The organism is Dickeya poaceiphila (assembly GCF_007858975.2).
In the GTDB taxonomy this organism is placed as follows: Bacteria; Pseudomonadota; Gammaproteobacteria; order Enterobacterales; family Enterobacteriaceae; genus Dickeya; species Dickeya poaceiphila.
Window position 1 is genome coordinate 2592091 of record NZ_CP042220.2, and the last position, 19012, is coordinate 2611102.

Genomic DNA, 19012 nt, shown 5'->3' on the forward strand with positions numbered 1-19012 from the left:
CGGTGTGCCATCACCCAGATGCAACGGCGTTTATCCGACGAATTACCTTGCAACACATCACTTGCGACAATGGCGTCGCAATCAACGACCATGCGGCAACACCCTCTACGGAATCATGCCATGACACGCAGAGCCATAACACGCAGAAAGTACCTTATCGGTTTGATCGTTACGTTGCTGCTGCTTTCCCTGCTGTTCTATTTCTGGCAGCCCTTCGCCCACAGAGGCGACGGCAATGTACTGTGGGAGTTTGTCAGCCAGCAGTGCGTTCCCAATCAGCAGAAAAATCACTCACCAGCCCCTTGTCTGGACGTCAACCTGCAAGGCCGCTACGCCTTATTCAAAGACCGGCGCGGCCCCTATCACGATCTGCTGATCCCGACTGATCACATCAGCGGTATTGAAAGTCCGTTGCTGTTGCAACCCGAAACACCGGCCTATTTTGCCGCCGCCTGGAGCTACCGGGACAGGCTGTCTGCACAACGGGGCAAACCGATTGGGGACGATAAGTTAGCGCTGGCTATCAACTCTCTGTATGGCCGTACGCAAGGCCAGTTGCATATTCATATTTCCTGTCTGAAGCCCGACGTCTACCAGACGCTACGTAACCGAAATGCCTTCATCGGTTACGACTGGGTGTCGCTCGGCCAGCCACTGCTGGACCATAATTATCTGGCAATTAAGCTGAACGGCAGCGACCTGACGCGATCAGACCCGTTCAAATTGCTCAATCATTATGTACAGGCACGGGGGGACGAGATGAAAAACTACGGTCTGGCACTTACCGCCAATACTCAGGGTGAGCTGATTTTGCTGGCAGTACGGCGTGATTTTATCAGCCTGTTCAACCACGGCTCAGCGGAAGAAATTCTGGATGTGAGCTGCACGCTGGCACAGTAATCCTGATACGGCGCTATCCTGAAACTCTGGCGACAACTGCAATGAACCCGGCCAGACATCACATTTGTTCTCTGCATCAGGCAAAAAACAGACGATGACCAGCCGGGAAATAAGGGATACCAGCCCAATGATACTATTTAGTTATTACTGACCCTCTCGGTTATTACTGGCCCTCTTCAGTGACTGGCATAATTGCTGTTTTAATTAATAAACAATTATTCTGTCTTAGTCGCCGTTACCGGCGCTGTTGTTTTCTGTTCTTCTTGCTTATTTATGGTATTTTTCTTCTTCTCCGTCGTTGTTTCATACTCCGCTGTTTTTTCTTTTTCGGTTTTTTCTAAAGTGGTTTTTTCTTTTTCCGCCGTGGCGGCTTTTTTATGTGTGGCTTTTTTATCGCTGTGTACTTTTACCGGTGTGCCGGTAGCCGTTTGCGGCGTCACCAGCGTTTTGCTACTCGCTTCCTGACTCGCTGTAGCGTCTGCGACGGGCGTGGTTTTTTTCACTTCCGCGCTGGCTGCCGTTCCGGTTACCGGTTTGGCGCTCACTTCAGTTGAAGCAGCGTGAGCATAAGAAGCCGCCAGAATAACGCCTAAAAGCAGGGGTTTCATATTCATTATGAATGTCCTTTAACAAATCATTGGCGATTAACCGGAAATAAATTTTCATTCTCTGGTTAATAACTGAAGCGTTCAGGTAACCGCTTCGCAAGTGATTAAAGCAAAGCTGGAAACAAAAAGAATATGGAATATTCCTAGAAATCACCGCACTCATCCGATCTGATTATTTTATACTCTCCCTACCTACATAGTTAAATAACCTATTATCGGTTATTTTCATTTTATTTTTGCCATTGTCGGGGGATAAGGCGAATTACATCATCAAGATTATTCACAGCCAATCGATTGAATGGCGGGAGAACTGGGGATAAACACCTGCCGGACAGACAGGCGCGTAATGCAGAAGACAGCACAATTAACGACGGTAAGCTAACAATCGCACCAGCCGGTCGCCCAGCGACTGAACCAGTTGCACCAGCAACACCAGCACGATCACCGTGCCGGCCATCACCTGCTGGTTGAATCGTTGATAGCCATAGCGGATAGCCAGATCCCCCAATCCACCGCCGCCAATTACCCCAGCCATTGACGAAAAGCCGATCAGCATCACCACCGTCAGGGTGATACCCGCCAAAATCGACGGCAGCGCTTCCGGCAACAACGCCTTGGTGATCACATGCCAGACGGTGCCGCCCATCGACACAATCGCCTCTATCCGACCGCTGTCCACCTCGGCCAACGCGTTCTCCACAATCCGGGCGAAAAACGGAAACGCGCCGACGGTAATCGGCACCACCGCGGCGGTACTGCCCAACGTAGTGCCGACCACCCAGCGGGTAAACGGTATCAGGGCGATCAACAGCACGACAAACGGCAGCGACCGCCCGACGTTGATCACCCCGCCCAGCACTGCACTCACTCGCGGCAACGGCATGATGCCCGACCGACGGCTGATAAACAGCAACACGCCAGTCGGCAGCCCCAGCAGCACGGTAAACAGCGCCGCAAGCCCCACCATGTACAGCGTTTCCAGCGTCGCGTTCAGCATCATCGGAAAAAAGTCTTCCCAACTCAGGCGACTTTGCATAATCCTTCCTCCCCGATACCGTGCCGCCGCAAAAACGCACGCTCGGCGTCCAGATCCAGCAGCAGCGCCTGCCGCAGGCGGGAATGCGGGTCCGCCAGCAATGTTCGCAGCGCACCACTTTCCACCACCCGCCCTTGATCCAGCAACGCGGCGTGATCGCAAATGGCTTTGACCACCTCCAGCTCATGGGTTATCAACACAATGGTCAGCCCCAGTTGCCGGTTGATATCGGCCAGCAACGCCAGAATCGATGCGGTGGTTTCCGGGTCGAGCGCGCTGGTAGCCTCGTCGCACAGCAGATAACGCGGCTGGGCCGCCAGTGCGCGGGCGATGCCGACCCGCTGTTTCTGTCCGCCGGACAGCTGTGACGGATAGACCGACGCCTTGTCGCTCAACCCGACTAGCGCCAGCAATTCCGTTACGCGCGCTTCCCGTTCTCGCCTGCCGACCCCGGCGATTTCCAGCGGCACCGCCACGTTATCCCGCACCGTGCGGGCGTGCAGCAGATTGAAATGCTGGAAAATCATCCCGGTACGCTGGCGTTGCTGACGCAGTTCGCGCGGCGACAGGCTGGCGATGTCGCAGTCGTCCATCAGAATACGGCCCGCAGTGGGTCGCTCCAGCAGATTAAGACAACGAATCAGCGTGCTCTTACCGGCGCCGCTACGACCGAGAATGCCATACACCGCCCCTGACGGAATGGTCAATGACACGTTCTCCAGCGCGGGCTGCGCGCAGCCCGGATAGCGTTTCCCCAGCCGTTCGATGCGAATCATGCGTTATTGCCCCGCCACCGCAATCACCGACCCTTGATAGTGCTGGCGGATGAAGTCAGCGGTGGCTTTAGATTCCAGATCCTTCGCCAGCTGTTTGATGCGCGGATCGTTTTGCAGCGCTGGCGTGGTCACCAGAATATTGGCGTAGGGATTCTGGCTGGCACTTTCCAGCCCCAGCGCATCGCGGGACGGCACCAGCCCGGCTTCCAGCGCGTAGTTGCCATTGATTACCGCCAGATCGACGTCATCCAGCGAACGTGGGATCTGCGCCGCTTCAATCTCTTTGATCTTCAGTTTTTTCGGGTTGTCGGCAATGTCTTTCGGCGTCGCCTGATCTTTCGCCGGATCGTTATAACCCGCCTTGAGTTTAATCAGCCCCTGTCCCTGCAGCAGGTACAGCGCCCGACTGAGGTTAGTGACGTTATTCGGCACCGCCACGGTGGCGTTCTCTTTCACCTCGCCGAGCGATTTGTATTTGCGGGAATAAATCCCCAGTGGTTCGATATGCACCGTGGCCGCCACCACGAATTTTTTGCCCAGCGCTTTTTCCTGATCGCGCAGGTAAGGTACGTGCTGGAAGTAGTTGGCATCCACATCGCCGCTGGCCAGTAATTCGTTGGCGTTCACATTGCCGCTCAGCTCCACGACTTTCAACTTCAGCGACGGGTCGGTCTTTTGAATCTGCGCCAAAATTTCCGCATGTGGCACCGGGTCCGCCGCCACCCGCAGGGCATCAGCCGCCTGAGCCGAGACCGATAACCCCATTGCCAACACCATTGCTGTCAGAGCAAAAAATTTTATATTTTTCATATTTTTATTCCTTATTAACGGTAATTATCACGTCTCAGACGGTCTCTGCCTGTTGTTGTGCCTGCAACACATCGCCGTAATAGCGCTTCGCCACCTCTGGGTGGGAACGTAAGCGCCCTTTCAGATAATTCCAGCCGACGTCACGCAGCAGTGGGTTGTTCGGGTCGCTGGCCGGCCCGCGCGCCAGTTTCGCCAGCGCGGGGGCCAGCGGAAACACCGGCACCACCGCATCCAGTTGCGCACCGAGAAAGAACGCGATGGATAAACGATCCTGGCCAACCGATGGTGACGCCACCCGATGCACGGTGGCACGCAGATAGCCATCGGTCGCCAGTTCCAGCAATTCGCCGATATTGACTACAAACGAACCCGGTAACGGGTGCGCGTCCACCCAATGATCCGGTTCGACTTCCACCTGCAGGCCGGCTTGTTGGTCTTGCAACAGCAGTGTCAGGAAACCGGAATCTTTGTGCGCACCGACACCCTGCCGACCGGCTGCCGCCGACCTACCGGGGTAACGAATCAGCTTGATATGCTCATTGGGTTTACTGCCGTACAGCGCGTCAAACGCGGTTACCGGCAACCCCAGCATTTCAGCGAAAGCACGCAGCAAACGTAGCGAAATGCGGGTCAAGGTTTGTTGCCATTCCAGCAGCGTGGTTTTCAGTTCCGGCAGCGATGACGGCCATTGGTTCGGCCCCTGCAGCCGTCGCCAGGCCGGGTCGCCGGACAACAGGCGCAGCGGCGCTCGCTCGGCCCCAATATCGAACTGCTCACGCCAGTCCGGCTCGCTGCGGGTACGCTCCGCGCCAGCAAGGGTATAGCCACGAAAATGGGGAGAGTGAATCATCGCCACGCGTTGCTTTTCCGCGTCCGGCAAGGAGAAAAAAGCACGCGACAGCCGTTGAACGCGTTGTTGCAGTTCCGGGGCGACGCCGTGGTGAGTCAGATAGAAGAAACCGGTTTCACGCGCAGCGTGATTCAGGTGGTGCAGAAAATCGGCGCGTTGCTGCGGATTTCCGTCAAGCAGAGAAAAATTGAGTACGGGTAAGTGTGCAGTGTGGCTCATAGCGGACTCCAGTAATGAAATATATCAAGGTCATGACATTCAGCATGGAGTAACCGCAACAGGACAAATGAGACATGGTGATTCCTCGCGTCGATCATTCAGGAAACCGGCTCGTAAAACGAACCCAAAAGATGACGTCATCGAGCCACAACGGCAAATGACGTCTGAGATGTATTAACCACCAATTCCCCATGCAGGTAAAATATCAATAGCGGCAAAAGTAAGACGGAAATCGGCAGAGCGACCGACGCGAATTGCTGTAATTGGTAACAAATTTGTAAGCAGCTTTACCTGACAGCCATGTATTAGCCCAGAGGAACACAGTAGGATGGCGGTGAAGGGTGTGATAAAACAGCCACGGGTCGGCCTGACTGTGCAGGCCCACAATCCAATATCTCTTGAGGTGATCCTATGCAATCTGAAGAACAACGCCTTATTGATGGTCTGTTTAGCCGACTGAAAACAGCCGAGACCAACGCAGGCCCTCGGGATCTCAAGGCAGAACAGCAAATCAACGAATACATCCGCCAGCAACCCGCCGCGCCTTACTACATGGCACAGGCGATGATCATTCAGGAAGCCGCGCTGAAACAGCTGGATCAACGGGTTAAAGAGCTGGAAGCCGAAATTAACCGGCTGAAACAAGAAGCCGCCGCCCGTCCGCAACAAAGCAGCGGTGGTTTTCTGGCCGGTCTGTTTGGTGGCGGCAGTCGCAGCAGTACGCCGCAACCTGCCCAGCCATCACAACCCGCCGGTTATGGCCAGCCAGCCGGTTACGGCCAACCGATGGGTTATACACCGCCGGCGGCAGGTTACGGTCAGCCGGCACCGGGCTACGCACAACCGGCACCGTCCCGTTCTGGCGGCTTTTTAAGCGGCGCATTACAGACCGCCGCCGGTGTGGCGGGTGGTGTGGTACTGGCCGACATGCTGACCGGTATGTTCCACCGCTCGCAACCAGAAGAAATCGTTAACATCATCAACGAAACGCCGATGACTAACGATACTATGCTGGATAATGGCAGCGACAGTTTCCGTGATTTCAGCGCGGATAATCTGGATACTTTCAATAACGGCGCCAACAACAACCTGTGGAGCAATGTCAGCGCAGAACCGCAAAGTAATGACTATGACGATTTCGCGGATGATAGCGCCTACGACGACGACGATTCCTACGTCTAATTCTCTCTTCTCCCCCTCCTGTCAGCAGGAGGGGTTCCCCACCCCACAAGTTCGCTGCCTGTAGACATCGGAAAGTCTATAACCATCGGAAGTATAGTTGCCACACTGGTTTATGGTCGCCGCAATGGTTAATGATGCTGATAGCGAATCCGCCAACCCCATTTGCGACATTTATCCCGAAAAAGCAATGTGCAAACGCGCTGACACGCGGAAAACCGGTTATTGACTATCGTACATGCCGACGTTCTCCCGTCGTCAGCGACGCACTCCACCTGTTTCAGACTGTCCCTAACGCGGGACAGGCCATCAGTGTGCAAAGTATCAATTGGGTTTTACATTTATCGATGACTATTATTTTGATATATTCATTCGGGGAATAATTATTGTGAGAAAAAGTTAATATCAGGTATTACTGTGACACAATTAAAATGGATTTCCCCCTACATACCTCATGGTGCTGATGCCCTGGCGCTATGCTGGCTGGTCAAGAGTCTGTGGCCGTATCCTTGCCGTTATTTCCCCATTCACAGGTATCCCTGGTCTGGCAACGTCACGCTTGTTGATATGGCTCTGCCGTTCTATGCCGCATTGCACTTAGGGCCACAGTACGATTTACCCACTCATGAATACCCCTGAAATTTGTATGCGCTCTCCTCCACTGCTTCGTACGATGACGCCAACAACCACGCTTAGATGTGGAATGTCGCTCCCAATAACCACGGTTTACCGCAGCTCATTATTGTGGTCTTACTGGTAACGAATTGTCAGAAATAGAATAAAAGAGAAACAGAGCCAAACCGGTTTTTTTCATATAGTTATCCGTAAAAACGTATCATACCGGCTCTACGCGTGCTCCGTTGCTGCCAAACAGCGCCCAAAAACGACAAACGACATAGCGCCAGTGGAAGGGTTTAAAACCTGAAAGTGGATTGACTCCATGCATCTGAATTTGGCTTTATTTAAAAACGGCAGCACCGGTCTGAACAGTTTGAATGTTTTTATGGTGACGCTGGTGGGTTGTAATATTGGTGCACACGCCCGGTTGTCCGAGCTGGATCTCTCCGTCTTCTGGCCGGTAAATATCATCGTCGCAGCGCTATTTTACCGCTGCAGCTACCTCAACACCCCCTGGTATTACCTGATTTCCTATGCCGCGATGATCCTGCAAGACAGTCTGTTTTACGGCTGGGGCCTGAGCGCGCTGACCATCAATTCCGCCAACATCGTGTTTATCATCGTCCTTACCCAGCTCCTCAACTGGCCCGGTTTTCTTACTCGCCGGGAAACGGACATGCTCAGTTCGTTGTATCTTTTCGCCTCCTGCATGGTCGCGGCGCTGGCCTGCGGTATCGTCGGCGCACTGGCGCAGCAGCCCTGGCCCAATTTTCCTGCTGCGGTGTTTCGCAGCCACTTCCTCAACTGGTTCAGCGACCAGTTCTACACGGCGGTATTATTCCTGCCGTTGCTGTTAACCCTACGCAGCCAGATTTCGCTGCGACTCCCAACGTTGCGCTTGCCAGATGCCCTGCCGTTGCTGTTGCTGTTGCTATCTATCAGCGTGGCCCCCCTGCTCGGCCCGATTGCCATTCTGGCGTTTCCGTTGCCAGCGCTGACATGGTGCGCCATTGTTTATCCGTTGTGGCTTATTCGGCTTATCACCTTATGTATTGGCACGACTGAGCTTATTATGACCGCCGAGCACGTGTTTGCATTGTATAGTCCGCCAGATCCCTCCTTTATGCATCAGGTCGTCATCGCCCGTATTGGCATCGCCGCCACTATCTTCAGTCCGCTGATGATGGCGATGAATGCTCGCACTATTCGCCAGTTGAACGCCCGCCTGCTGCAACAAGCCAGCCATGATTTTCTGACCAATACCTTGTCACGCTATGGTTTTACCGAAGCGCTGACCACACACGGGCAGAGCCTCAAACTGCAACAGGATGCGGTTAACATCATGCTGATCGACATTGATCACTTCAAAAATATCAACGACAACTTCGGGCACGATTGCGGCGATGAGATTCTGCGCCAGGTAGCGGGCGTGATACAGCAGACTATTTCAGCACAGGGGCTGGTCAGCCGTATCGGCGGGGAGGAGTTCGCTGTAGTGTGCTTTAACTATAGTCCGCCGGCGTTTTATCTGTTGGCCGATGAGTTACGCCAGACTATCCAGCAAACCGTATTTCGGTGTAACCAGCGGCAGGTGCCCGTGACTGTCAGCATCGGCATCGCCCATGCACCGACTTCAGGCAAATACCTGGTGGATACGGTGCATGAGTTGTTTCCGCAGGCGGATAAAAACCTCTATACCGCCAAGCGTGAGGGGCGTAACCGGACTGTTCAGTAAGCGTCCATCCAGTAAGTGATCGCCCTGATGAAGCGATGGTCGTTCAAAAAACGCGTTACTACGGCAAGACCGGCGCTTGCCGTTGAGTTCCTGGCAACAGTATTATGCCATCGCTTGTGTCATCAGCGCCCAGGCACGCATACCGTCCGCCTCCGGCTGCCATGGTATGCCCCGAATCATCGTGACCGGCGCATCCACCAGTTGCAGCCCACAATCAGCCAACCAGTCTCCCAACCCAAGCGCACCGTCGCTGTCGATACGCACACATTCACCACCAGCCTCAGCCATCAGTGAACTGATCAGCAAACGTGCGTTGTCCGCGTTGTCGGTAATTACCGGGCCGATGACATAACCACGCCCGAAACGGCGCAGCGCGGCGAAACCTGCGATATGACCGCATTGTTCCAGCACCCGCACCTGCAATGCCTGGCACAACAGCCAGGCAATCAGCGCCGGACGCACCAGCCCATGCGCCTGCTGGTCCAGCGCCGCCAGGTGTGACGCATCATCCAGCGTGGCGGCACGCAACCGCTGGTCAGGCGCCAGATTTAGCCTGGCGTTCGACGGCAGTTGCAAACACTGGTATTGGTGGATCGTCCCCACCGGTATAAACCCTAATTGGGTATACAACCTCTGCCCCGCATCCGTCGCGTGCAGCCGTACCTGATAACCATCAAGACCAGCCAGCAGCCCCTCCATCAACAACCGGCCAATACCACGCCCTTGTTGCTGGCCGTCCACCACCACCAGACCGATAGTGGCCCGGCGATCCCCCCAGCGCCAGCATACCGCTGTCCCCACCGGCTGCCCTTGATCTTCCGCCACCAGTCCTTCACCCAGCAGCAATGCGTCCTGCCAGTCTTCCAGACGATGCGGCCAGTTCACCTGTTGGGTCAACGACCAGCCGAAATGAGCATCCGCTGCCGTCATGGCGCGTAACGTTATCGTCATGTCCCGTCATCTCCTCACATCATGCCCGGCGCCTTTACCCCGGAGCCATCCACCAGTCGGGCATAACGGAATGGCGTCGGGTCCACCACCGGCGTATCGCCGGTTGCCAGATCCGCCGCCAGCCGCCCGGCGCCAGGCCCGATACCAAAACCGTGGCCGCTATACCCGGTAGACAGCACCAACCCCGGCAGGTCCGCTACCGGCGAAATCACCGGAATGGCATCGGGTGTGCTGTCGATCATACCACCCCATGCCTGCACCACACGCAAAGCGGCCAGCGCCGGATATTCACGCCGCATCGCCGCTAATCCTTCACTGACCAACGCCATGTCTGGCGCCGGATCAAGAATGCGGGTTTGCTCAAATGGCGACACGCTATCAAGCACACCGCTCGCCCACATTTCTGGTCCACACAGGAACGGTTTGAAACCCAACCGGAACGACAGATTTTTGCGCCGTGCACGAAAAGTGGGATAAAACTGACGGGCATAACGCAGGCTCTGGAATCCCGGTTCCAGCCTGCCTCGCCCGGATACCGCAACCGTATAGCTGCCATCCCGTTGCGGGCGGCAGGCAAACGCAGCGGTATAAAACGGCACGCTGATCGCCTGTTCGATTGGCGCAGTACGAAACGCGGTGCCGATGACGTTGCCTTGCGGCAGTTCAATGCCGTGACGGCGGCAGAACAACGAGCTCCAGACGCCGCCAGCGCAAATTACCATTGAAGTTTTCACCCGCCCGCGTTCGGTCCACACACCGCTGACCCGACCACCGCTAATATCCAGCCCACGTACTGCACATTGCTGGATAACCTGAGCGCCAAGGCGTTGAGCTGCAACCGCCAGCCCGGCGCAGGCCAGTGCGGGTTCGGCATAGCCATCGGTCGGTGACGATACCCCGCCCAGCCATGCGGTGGTGCTGCCTGGCGTCATCGCTTTGGCTTGTTCAGCATTGAGAATGTCGCTACGCACGCCGTAGGCTTTCGCCATCTTGCCCCAGTTGTCCCAGGCATCAATTTCCGCCTGATCCCGCGTGGTGTAAAGTAAGCCACTGCGACGGAACCCCAGGTCTTCACCGGTTTCCTGCTGTAGTTCCTCCCAACGGCGCAGTGCATAGATAATCAATGGCAGTTCGCGCTCATCACGATTTTGCTGCCGACACCATCCCCAATTGCGGCTGGATTGCTCCCCGCCAACCAGCCCTTTCTCCAGCAACAGGACGCTGACGCCTTTTTTCGCCAGCTCATACGCCGCCGCCACGCCAGCAATTCCAGCGCCAATCACAACCACATCGGCCTGATCCGGCAACTGACTGCTGTCCTGAATATATCTAATGGGTGCAGGCATGTTGTTCCTCTGTTCGCCCCTAAAATAAAAAATGCCTCTTGTTTAAATGGAGGCTGCATGATCACTTGCCAGATAACACGTTACCGTAATCGGTACAGACTACCGGCGTCACGACCAGTTTCTCATGGTGACAATCTCATCTCGCTGTCTTATCACTCTCCGGCACCTGAGCATCGGTACCGGCCAACACCGTTAATGACCATTCAATAAAATGTAACTAAGAAAACCAGAGTATTACCAACACCAGACGCATCTTGCATCACCAGCGTCCGGCTGGCGCTCAATGCCTGATTTTTCGGGCCTACATCTTGCAACAGACGTTTATCAGTTATTCATCATCTCTCAACCTATTCTGATAGTCGAACCTGCCTTCCTAATCAGATAGTTCAAACCTGCCTTTCGCCAATAATGAGCGGGGGGTCTATCATCAGGAGACTGATCACTATGCTTAAACCTCGACGTAAATCTCTATTGGGTTATACCCCTGACCACCCGGATATACGTGACCACCTTTATGCTCCGGACCCAAGCGTACTGAAAACGTTGCCGTCCAAAGTTGACCTGACCCCAACCTTTGAGGTCTACGATCAGGGTCCTATCGGTTCCTGTACCGCCAATGCACTGGCAGGCGCTGTGGAGTTTGAACGTCTGAAAATTGGCGAACAACCGAATTTTATCCCCTCACGACTCTTTATCTACTACAACGAACGCGCCGTTGAAGGTTCGGTCAAATACGACTCAGGTGCCAGGATACGCGACGGTATCAAAGTCCTGCACAAACTTGGGGTATGCCCGGAAGAGGAATGGCCCTATGTAGCGACACCGGCTCAGGGAGAGGGCGGTGAGTTTCCCCCCGGCTCGCCGGCAGCCACCAAACCACCGGCACGCTGCTATCAGGATGCGCAGAATTACACCATCACCAACTATCAGCGATTGCATCAGGACCTGTCACATCTACAAGGTTGTCTGGCCTGCGGTTTCCCATTCGTGTTCGGTTTTATGGTGTATTCCAGTTGGATGACGTTGGGCGACCCGCCGACAGTAGTTCCGATGCCCTCCGGCAATGACAAACTCGAAGGTGGTCATGCGGTAATGTGTGTGGGCTATGACAACGCCACACAGCTATTTAAATTCCGTAACTCGTGGGGGAAAGATGTCGGTGAAAATGGCTATTTCTATATGCCATACGCCTACATGCTTGAGCGTCGGCTGGTAACGGATATTTGGGCGATTAATACTGTTAAAAATTAATCGCACTGTCCGCGTAGTACTACCAGACAGAACACATTAATTGCAAAAATCAGCTAAGGTCGGCCTGATTAAGGTCGGCCTAATAGGGCATGGCCGACCCAGATTTTTTCAGGGTAGTCGTTTAGTCAGGACAAGGTCGTACGATACGCAGGTTGCGTAATGGCACGCGCACCGGATAGCGTGAAGGCAGAGATAATCGTCACCGTCAGAGCGATAGCACCGAGGATCAGATACGTATCCTGAAAGCCGATACGGTCATACAGATTTCCCGCCACTGCCGACAGGAAGATAGCCGCCGATTGTTTGGCGAACTGAAAACCAATCAGATAGATAGTGGCGGATAGCCGGGTATCAAACGTGGTGGTGATGTACTTGAACGCCCCTACCAGCAGGAACGGTACTTCCAGCGCGTGTAGCATCTTCAGGGCTATCACTTCCGCCGCGGTGGTAGCGAATGCTGACCCACCAATGCGCACGGTCATGATGGTTCCTGCCACCAGCAACGTGTTTTTAGCGCCGATACGATTAATGATCCACGGCGAGCAGAACATGATGACGGCGTTAGCCAGTTCACCCAACGTGGTGGCAAAACCAAATACCTGATTCCCCTGCTGCGGCGTCGCAAAAAACGATTTGAAGAAGTTGGCGAACTGCTGATCGAACACATCGTACACGCAGGCTACGCCAATCACGTACAACACAAACATCCACAGTTTGCGATCACCGAATACCCTTGTCGCCATTTTCAGCGTCACCTGCGGCTGATTAGCCCCCAGCGCATCCATCACCTGCGCCGTCGGGTGATGATCAGGACGGGCAATCAACAACAATGCCAGCAGGATAACCGCCGCACCCGACCCCATCCAGAATACCAGCGCCGGATTAACGTTAAACAGTATCCCTGCGGTAGATGCACACAGCCCCCAACCAAGGCAGCCGAACATACGTGCTTTACCATACTCGAAACCGCTCTGGCGACTGACGCGCTCGATATAAGCCTCCACGGCACCGGAACCGGCGGAAAACACCAGCCCGATATAAATACCGCCGGTCATCGCCCCCAACACGCTATTCACCTTAAGCAGCGGCGCAAACACATACAAAAAGAACGGTGCGAACAAAAACAGCAAGATGGCAATCACCCACAACAGGTGTTTTTTCAGGCCCAGCCGGTCTGACAATACCCCCATCATCGGCTGAAACAGAATGGCGAACAGCGAAATGGCGGAAAATACCAGTCCGGTCTGCGTTTTGTTCAGACCAATGACTTCCGCCAACCAGACCGGCAGAAACGGAAAACAGGTCGCCATGATGAAGAAGTACAAAAAGAAAAACAGACCGAAAATCCAGAAATTACGGTTTTGCCTGTGCGTTGTGGTACGCATGGTCGGTTGGCTGATGTCCATATGTGTATCCTTAAGGGTTCCAGAGTGGAGAAAGGCGTCACCCTCTCCCGCTGAATTACAGACGTTCTAATTCCAGCAATAGCGCTGTTTCCGGGTTGAGAATCGGCAGGCGTAACCCGGCTTTCATCAACCATTCGCCGCTATATTGCGCCGGTGCCGCCATCCACGTCGGCAACTGGCGCATAGTGCTTCCGCCCTCAATCACCGGCTTCAGATCGGGGTGTTCCACCACCGTTAACCGATAGCGGGCTTGCGGTTCCAGACCGGGGAAACGCAGCACCCCCGCCAGCGCGTAATCCGGCATTGCCAGTTGCGCCACCAGAAACAGCGCCTGACGCTGATCAGTACTGACCACCCCTTGTACCTGCGTCGAGGCATCCGGCATGTCAACCCGCCACAGGCAACCGGTATGCAACAGCGTGCGATAACGCCGATGCAACGCCACGTAATGGCGAAAACCAGCCTGTTCCTGTGCGTCGGCACGTACCGGGTCCAGCTCAATGCCCATATGGCCGAACAGCGCCGTCAGGCCACGAAAGGCAATACTGTGCTGGCGTCCCGTGGCGTGACAGCGATGATGACCGATATGTGCGCCCATCACTTCAGGCGGAAAGAAATAGCTCATGCCGCGCTGAATGGTCTGGCGCTCCAACGCATCGTTATTGTCGGAAGCCCAGAAACGGTGACTACGTCGCAACACCTCATAGTCGATACGCCCACCGCCAGACGCGCAAGACTCAAACTCAACCTGCGGAAAGCGTTCGCCCAACACATCGAGCAGGCGATAAAACGCCCGTGTCTGACCGTCTGCCGCCGCCCGTCCCTGATGGGCCGGCTGCACTAATTCGCGGTTCATATCCCATTTCACGTAATCAATCGGATGCTCACCCAGCAGCCAGCTCAGGCGCGCCAGCAGATACTCGAACACCTCAGGATTAGACAGGTCGAGCGCATACTGATAGCGGCCAGTCGGTTGCTCGTAACCGGGCAGCGCCAGCAACCAGTCCGGATGCGCACGGCAGAGGTCAGAATTCGGGTTGATCATTTCCGGTTCCACCCAGATACCAAACTCCATGCCCAGCTCCCGCACATGGTTTATCACCGGCATCAGTCCCTGCGGATACTTGCGTTGATCTACATACCAGTCGCCGAGTGCGGCACGATCATGGTCGCGCCCGCGAAACCAGCCGTCATCAATGATAAAACGCTCGACGCCCAACGCCGCCGCCTGCGTCGCCATCTGCATGATGTAGTCCGGGTCGTGTTCAAAATAGATGCCTTCCCAGGTATTGAGATGCACCGGGCGCGGCAAGGCACGTGGGAATCGGATAACCTCCTGGCGCAAAAACTGGTGAAACTGCTGGCTCATGCCATTTAGCCCTTCATCAGAACAGGCGGCGTACAGCCACGGCGTGGTCAGCGATTCGTCCTGCGCCAGAACGATTTCGCCGGGCAGGTAGAGCGCTTCGGCCTGTAACAGCCGCCGACCATCGGTTTTCACTTCCGTGCGTAACCGATGATTACCACTCCAGCCGAGGTGCGCGCCCCACACCCGCCCTCGCTGCTCGGCAAATCCCGGTTCGCCGCTTACCATCGCCGGGAAATATTCGTGTGAAGTACGTCCACGGCGGTTTTCCTGCACCAGACTGCCGTGCGACAGCATTGTGCGGTGCGGCTGAAACTCCCGCACCCAGCGTCCGTGAAACGCCATGACCTCGGCGGCTGATTCCGGCAGCGGTAGCGTGACCGCCAGCCGCTGCACCTGCCAGTCGCCCGGATGCAGGTTGGTCAGGCAATGGCGCAGTTGCAGTACCCCACTGTCGGCGTGCAACTTGAATTCGCTGGTCAGGCGCAAACCAGCCTGACGGTCTTCCGTCTCAATAATCAGTTGCTGCGGGTCTGGCTGATGCACCGCCACGGTAGTCAGCACCGCAAAGGCATCAAGACCGTTGCGATGCCCCTCAATCCCCGGCGAGCCAAACAGCCCGCGTCCGGTTTCCGCCGCCAGCGTCACCGGCACGTCCACATCCAGCCGGCCATTCGCCACTGGCCGCGCCAGACTTTCCACATCCTGTGGTGAGAAATCCGCCAGATGCGGTCCCCAATACACTATTTCCGCCGCCGGCTGGCAGCGCACAATCACGTCGGTCACCGGGCTGGTGAGTCGAATCAACGTCGTTTCCATCCTCATTCTCCTGAATGGTTGATGCAGTTAGTTGTATTCCGAAACGTTTTGGATAAAAACCGAAACGTTTCGGTTTTGTGACCGGGTTAAAAACCGAACGATAAAATCAATGACATCAGCGTACTGACGAAGGGGGGTTATTCAGTTTGCGGTGGCGGGTTATCCGTTTGTCCGGCACGCAATTGCGGCTGCCACAGCACCTGCAACGACGACAGCGTATCGCCCGCCAGCAGACGAAACAGCATGAGGGCGATCTGCTGCCCTACCTGCGAACGGGTACCTTGGGTAATGGCAGTGACAGGAATGTCCAACAGCGAGTCGGCAGGCAACCCGTCATAGACGATCAGTGATACGGCCTGCTCACCGTACAGACGACCACTGTCGCGCAACGCCAGCGCCACCCCTTCACCCTGCGTACTGCCGTCAATGACAATAGCCGTCGGCGGCTGCGGCAGCGCCAGCCATTGCAACGTCGCCTGATACCCTTCCCGGCGTGATGGCGCCACCTGACGCAACAATTCATCGCGCCGCGCAATGCCGGCGGCAGCCAGAGCCTCCAGATAACCGGCACGGCGCTGGGCGATAAATGACTGAGGGTGATGCTCGCCCAGAAAGGCGATATGACGATGACCAAGAGCAATCAAATGCCGGGTGGCGAGTGCAGCACCGGCCTGATTATCAAAATCAAACCAGGCATAGGGCAACGGCAGGTCGCTGCGGCCAAGCGCCAGAAATGGAAAGCCTATCGATTGCAGGTATTGCAGCCGGGGGTCCTGTTGCAGCGTATGCGCGACAATCAGCGCATCCACCCGACGGCTTTCAATCATGCGTAAAAACGCATGATGATCCGCCTGCTCCTTGTCAGCAATCAACAGCAGATCAATCTCCTGCTTCGCCAGCTCGTGGCTGATTTCCGCCACCATATCCATAAAGGTGGTGTTACTGAGTGGTGCTGGCTGCATCGGAAACACCAGCCCCACCGCATCAATGCGGCCCATTTTCAGGCGACGGGCAAACGTATTGGGTCGATAGCCGAGGCGCCGTGCTTCTTCTTCCACCCGCAGGCGCGTTTGCGCTGCCACGTCATCGTAGCCGTTCAGCGCCCGGCTAACGGTGGTGACCGATAACCCCAGCGTTTTTGCAATCTGTTTCAGTGACATGGCGCATCTTCACCCTGAATTCTGTTACGGGTCAGACTATCACAAATCACGGCAAGGGGGGATGCGAGAGGCTGTTGACAAAAAGCTGGATGTTTTGCGAACAGTAATATCTGTCTGGGTTGTGGATGATTTCGTGCGAGGTAAAGCCAATCTTTCCTTTGTAGCATTATCTCTCGCACGACAAGGAGAGGCTCAAACGCCGCCTCTCCTTGACCACTGGCTGGTGGCTAAACGGTGCCGCTTCGCGGTTCCTTCGGCGTTCGCCTTCGCTGTTCGGGCCGCCTGTGACGCGTTCCTGACGCGGCACAGGCTTTCGCCGCATCCATGCGGCTCACCCGGCGAAGTCGTGCGCCTCAGCACCATTTTTAACGCCGGAGAACCCTTCGCCTGCCTGTCATGAAGGGTAGCACGCTTATTTCTTATCTTTATTGGCTTTGCCGATCACATCACGCGCCCAGCGCGGGTGGTGTTTCAGCGCCCACTTCTCCGAGACCTTGCCTTCGATCATGCCTTTAATCGAGCCGCGTACCCAGAACGCCATGTACATATGAATCAGAATGGCGTGGATCAGCACGATAGCTGCCGTGGCGTGGAGCAGAATGGCGTAGCGCACCACATCGATAGGGAACAACTGGGCGAAATATGGCCGCCACATGATGACGCCGGTAATCAGCAGCACCAGCGTTAACCCCATAATGCTCCAGAACATCAGTTTCTGACCGGGGTTGTATTTACCCACATCGGCCACTTCATGCTCATTGCCCTTCAATACTTCGACAATATTGAGGAACCACGGCAGATCGCGCCATTTAGGGATATTGTGGCCGACAAAACGGATAAACATCGGCACCAGACACACCACAATCAGAATACCGAAGAACGGGTGCATAATGCGCCCCATCTGCGGTGTACCGAAGGTCTGCGTCAGCCATTGCAGCGTCGGGAAAAACAGCGCAATGCCGGACAGCGCCACCATAAAGAAACTGATCACCACAATCCAGTGGCAAACACGGTCAATAAATTTGGTGCGCACAATCATTTTCGGGTTACTCATGCTTATCGTCTCCTTCATGCGCCTGTTCTTTATCCGAATGTCCCTCATCCGAATGTGCTATCTCTTCCGTGTTCGGCCCGATGCCGATGTAGTGGAACATCAACCCGGCGAAGGTGGCGACAAAACCCAGCGTTGACAGCGGCTTGAGAATGCCTTTCCACAGATTGACCGGCGTCGAGATTTTCGGGTTATCCGGCAGGTGGTGGTACAGCGACGGTTTATCAGCATGATGCAACACATACATCACGTGGGTGCCGCCAACGCCCAGCGGGTCATACAGACCGGCATTCGCATAACCGCGTTTTTTCAGATGCGCGATACGCTCGGCGGCGACGTTCTTCATCTCTTCTTTGGTGCCGAAATGAATAGCGCCGGTCGGGCAGGTTTTCACGCAAGCCGGTTCCTGACCGGTGCTGACGCGATCCACACACAGCGTACATTTGTAGACGCGGTTATCCTGCTTGTTTAAGCGCGGAATATTGAACGGACACCCGGCGATGCAGTAACCACAGCCGATGCAGTGTTCGGACTGAAAATCGACGATACCGTTGACGTACTGAATGATGGCACCCGCCGACGGACAGGCTTTCAGACAGCCCGGCTCGGCGCAATGCATACAGCCGTCTTTACGAATTAGCCATTCCAGACGGTCTTCGCTCTCCACTTCGGAAAAACGCATCACCGTCCAGGACTTCGCGCTTAGATCGATAGGGTTGTCATACACCCCCACATTGTGACCGACTTCATCACGGATGTCGTTCCACTCCGAACAGGCCGCCTGACAGGCTTTACAGCCGATACAGGTGGTGACGTCGATAAGCTTGGCGACTTCGCTTTTATCATCCCGAACCTGTGGCGGCGGCGTCAGGCTACTGGTGGCCGAACGCTGGATAATATCCTGAGATTGCATTGACATAACGTTTTACCC

The 19012-nt window shown here is 55.3% G+C and carries 16 protein-coding genes; 4 read left to right on the forward strand and 12 right to left on the reverse strand.

Annotated features, from left to right (window positions below; genetic code table 11):
- Positions 1–120 precede the first annotated feature (120 nt).
- Positions 121–900, forward strand: coding sequence for a CDP-diacylglycerol diphosphatase (locus tag Dpoa569_RS11510; protein WP_042869887.1), 780 nt, complete (start codon positions 121–123; stop codon positions 898–900).
- Positions 901–1115: 215 nt separating this feature from the next.
- Here Dpoa569_RS11510 and Dpoa569_RS11515 read toward each other — a convergent pair whose 3' ends face one another.
- The 5 genes from Dpoa569_RS11515 to Dpoa569_RS11535 all read right to left on the reverse strand — a co-directional run bounded on the left by Dpoa569_RS11515 (position 1116) and on the right by Dpoa569_RS11535 (position 5199).
- Positions 1116–1514, reverse strand: coding sequence for a hypothetical protein (locus tag Dpoa569_RS11515; protein ID WP_042869885.1), 399 nt, complete (start codon positions 1512–1514; stop codon positions 1116–1118).
- A 358-nt stretch (positions 1515–1872) separates the two neighbouring features.
- Entirely contained in the window at positions 1873–2532 is a 660-nt protein-coding gene (locus Dpoa569_RS11520; RefSeq protein ID WP_164837115.1) for a methionine ABC transporter permease, read from the reverse strand.
- Positions 2529–3320: a methionine ABC transporter ATP-binding protein gene (locus Dpoa569_RS11525; protein WP_128569702.1), complete on the reverse strand. Its 792-nt coding sequence runs from the start codon at positions 3318–3320 to the stop codon at positions 2529–2531. The genes Dpoa569_RS11520 and Dpoa569_RS11525 overlap by 4 nt, the downstream gene beginning before the upstream one ends.
- A gap of 3 nt (positions 3321–3323) precedes the next feature.
- Positions 3324–4130 carry a MetQ/NlpA family ABC transporter substrate-binding protein gene (locus Dpoa569_RS11530; RefSeq protein WP_042869881.1) on the reverse strand — a complete coding sequence of 269 codons (807 nt, stop codon included), beginning with the start codon at positions 4128–4130 and terminating at the stop codon, positions 3324–3326.
- A gap of 34 nt (positions 4131–4164) precedes the next feature.
- Positions 4165–5199: an isopenicillin N synthase family dioxygenase gene (locus Dpoa569_RS11535; protein WP_042869879.1), complete on the reverse strand. Its 1035-nt coding sequence runs from the start codon at positions 5197–5199 to the stop codon at positions 4165–4167.
- Between the two features lie 411 nt (positions 5200–5610).
- On the opposite strand from Dpoa569_RS11535, the gene Dpoa569_RS11540 reads away from it, so the two are divergent.
- Together Dpoa569_RS11540 and Dpoa569_RS11545 are read left to right on the forward strand one after the other, a co-directional pair.
- Complete coding sequence (locus Dpoa569_RS11540; RefSeq protein ID WP_042869877.1) at positions 5611–6381, forward strand: DUF2076 domain-containing protein; 771 nt, start codon at positions 5611–5613, stop codon at positions 6379–6381.
- A gap of 937 nt (positions 6382–7318) precedes the next feature.
- Complete coding sequence (locus Dpoa569_RS11545; RefSeq protein ID WP_042869875.1) at positions 7319–8731, forward strand: GGDEF domain-containing protein; 1413 nt, start codon at positions 7319–7321, stop codon at positions 8729–8731.
- Between the two features lie 102 nt (positions 8732–8833).
- Here the strand turns inward: Dpoa569_RS11545 and Dpoa569_RS11550 are convergent, their stop codons facing one another.
- Together Dpoa569_RS11550 and Dpoa569_RS11555 are read right to left on the reverse strand one after the other, a co-directional pair.
- Complete coding sequence (locus tag Dpoa569_RS11550; protein ID WP_042869873.1) at positions 8834–9682, reverse strand: GNAT family N-acetyltransferase; 849 nt, start codon at positions 9680–9682, stop codon at positions 8834–8836.
- A gap of 14 nt (positions 9683–9696) precedes the next feature.
- Complete coding sequence (locus tag Dpoa569_RS11555) at positions 9697–11028, reverse strand: NAD(P)/FAD-dependent oxidoreductase (RefSeq protein ID WP_042869870.1); 1332 nt, start codon at positions 11026–11028, stop codon at positions 9697–9699.
- Positions 11029–11472: 444 nt separating this feature from the next.
- Here Dpoa569_RS11555 and Dpoa569_RS11560 point away from each other — a divergent pair, with 444 nt between their 5' ends.
- Positions 11473–12279 (forward strand): C1 family peptidase, encoded by an 807-nt coding sequence (locus Dpoa569_RS11560; RefSeq protein WP_128569701.1) that lies wholly within the window; start codon positions 11473–11475, stop codon positions 12277–12279.
- A gap of 125 nt (positions 12280–12404) precedes the next feature.
- On the opposite strand, the gene Dpoa569_RS11565 is transcribed toward Dpoa569_RS11560, so the two are convergent.
- From Dpoa569_RS11565 to fdxH, 5 genes are all read right to left on the reverse strand, one after another.
- Positions 12405–13685 (reverse strand): MFS transporter, encoded by a 1281-nt coding sequence (locus tag Dpoa569_RS11565; RefSeq protein ID WP_042869868.1) that lies wholly within the window; start codon positions 13683–13685, stop codon positions 12405–12407.
- A 55-nt stretch (positions 13686–13740) separates the two neighbouring features.
- A complete protein-coding gene (locus Dpoa569_RS11570) occupies positions 13741–15870 on the reverse strand; it encodes an alpha-galactosidase (protein WP_042869866.1) in 2130 nt (709 codons plus the stop codon).
- Between the two features lie 137 nt (positions 15871–16007).
- Positions 16008–17030 carry a LacI family DNA-binding transcriptional regulator gene (locus Dpoa569_RS11575; protein WP_042869864.1) on the reverse strand — a complete coding sequence of 341 codons (1023 nt, stop codon included), beginning with the start codon at positions 17028–17030 and terminating at the stop codon, positions 16008–16010.
- Between the two features lie 412 nt (positions 17031–17442).
- Positions 17443–18084, reverse strand: a complete 642-nt coding sequence (gene fdnI / locus Dpoa569_RS11580) for a formate dehydrogenase-N subunit gamma (protein ID WP_042869860.1) — start codon at positions 18082–18084, stop codon at positions 17443–17445.
- Positions 18077–19000 carry a formate dehydrogenase subunit beta gene (gene fdxH, locus Dpoa569_RS11585; protein WP_042869858.1) on the reverse strand — a complete coding sequence of 308 codons (924 nt, stop codon included), beginning with the start codon at positions 18998–19000 and terminating at the stop codon, positions 18077–18079. Before fdxH ends, fdnI begins: the two co-directional genes overlap by 8 nt.
- Between the last annotated feature and the right edge of the window lie 12 nt (positions 19001–19012).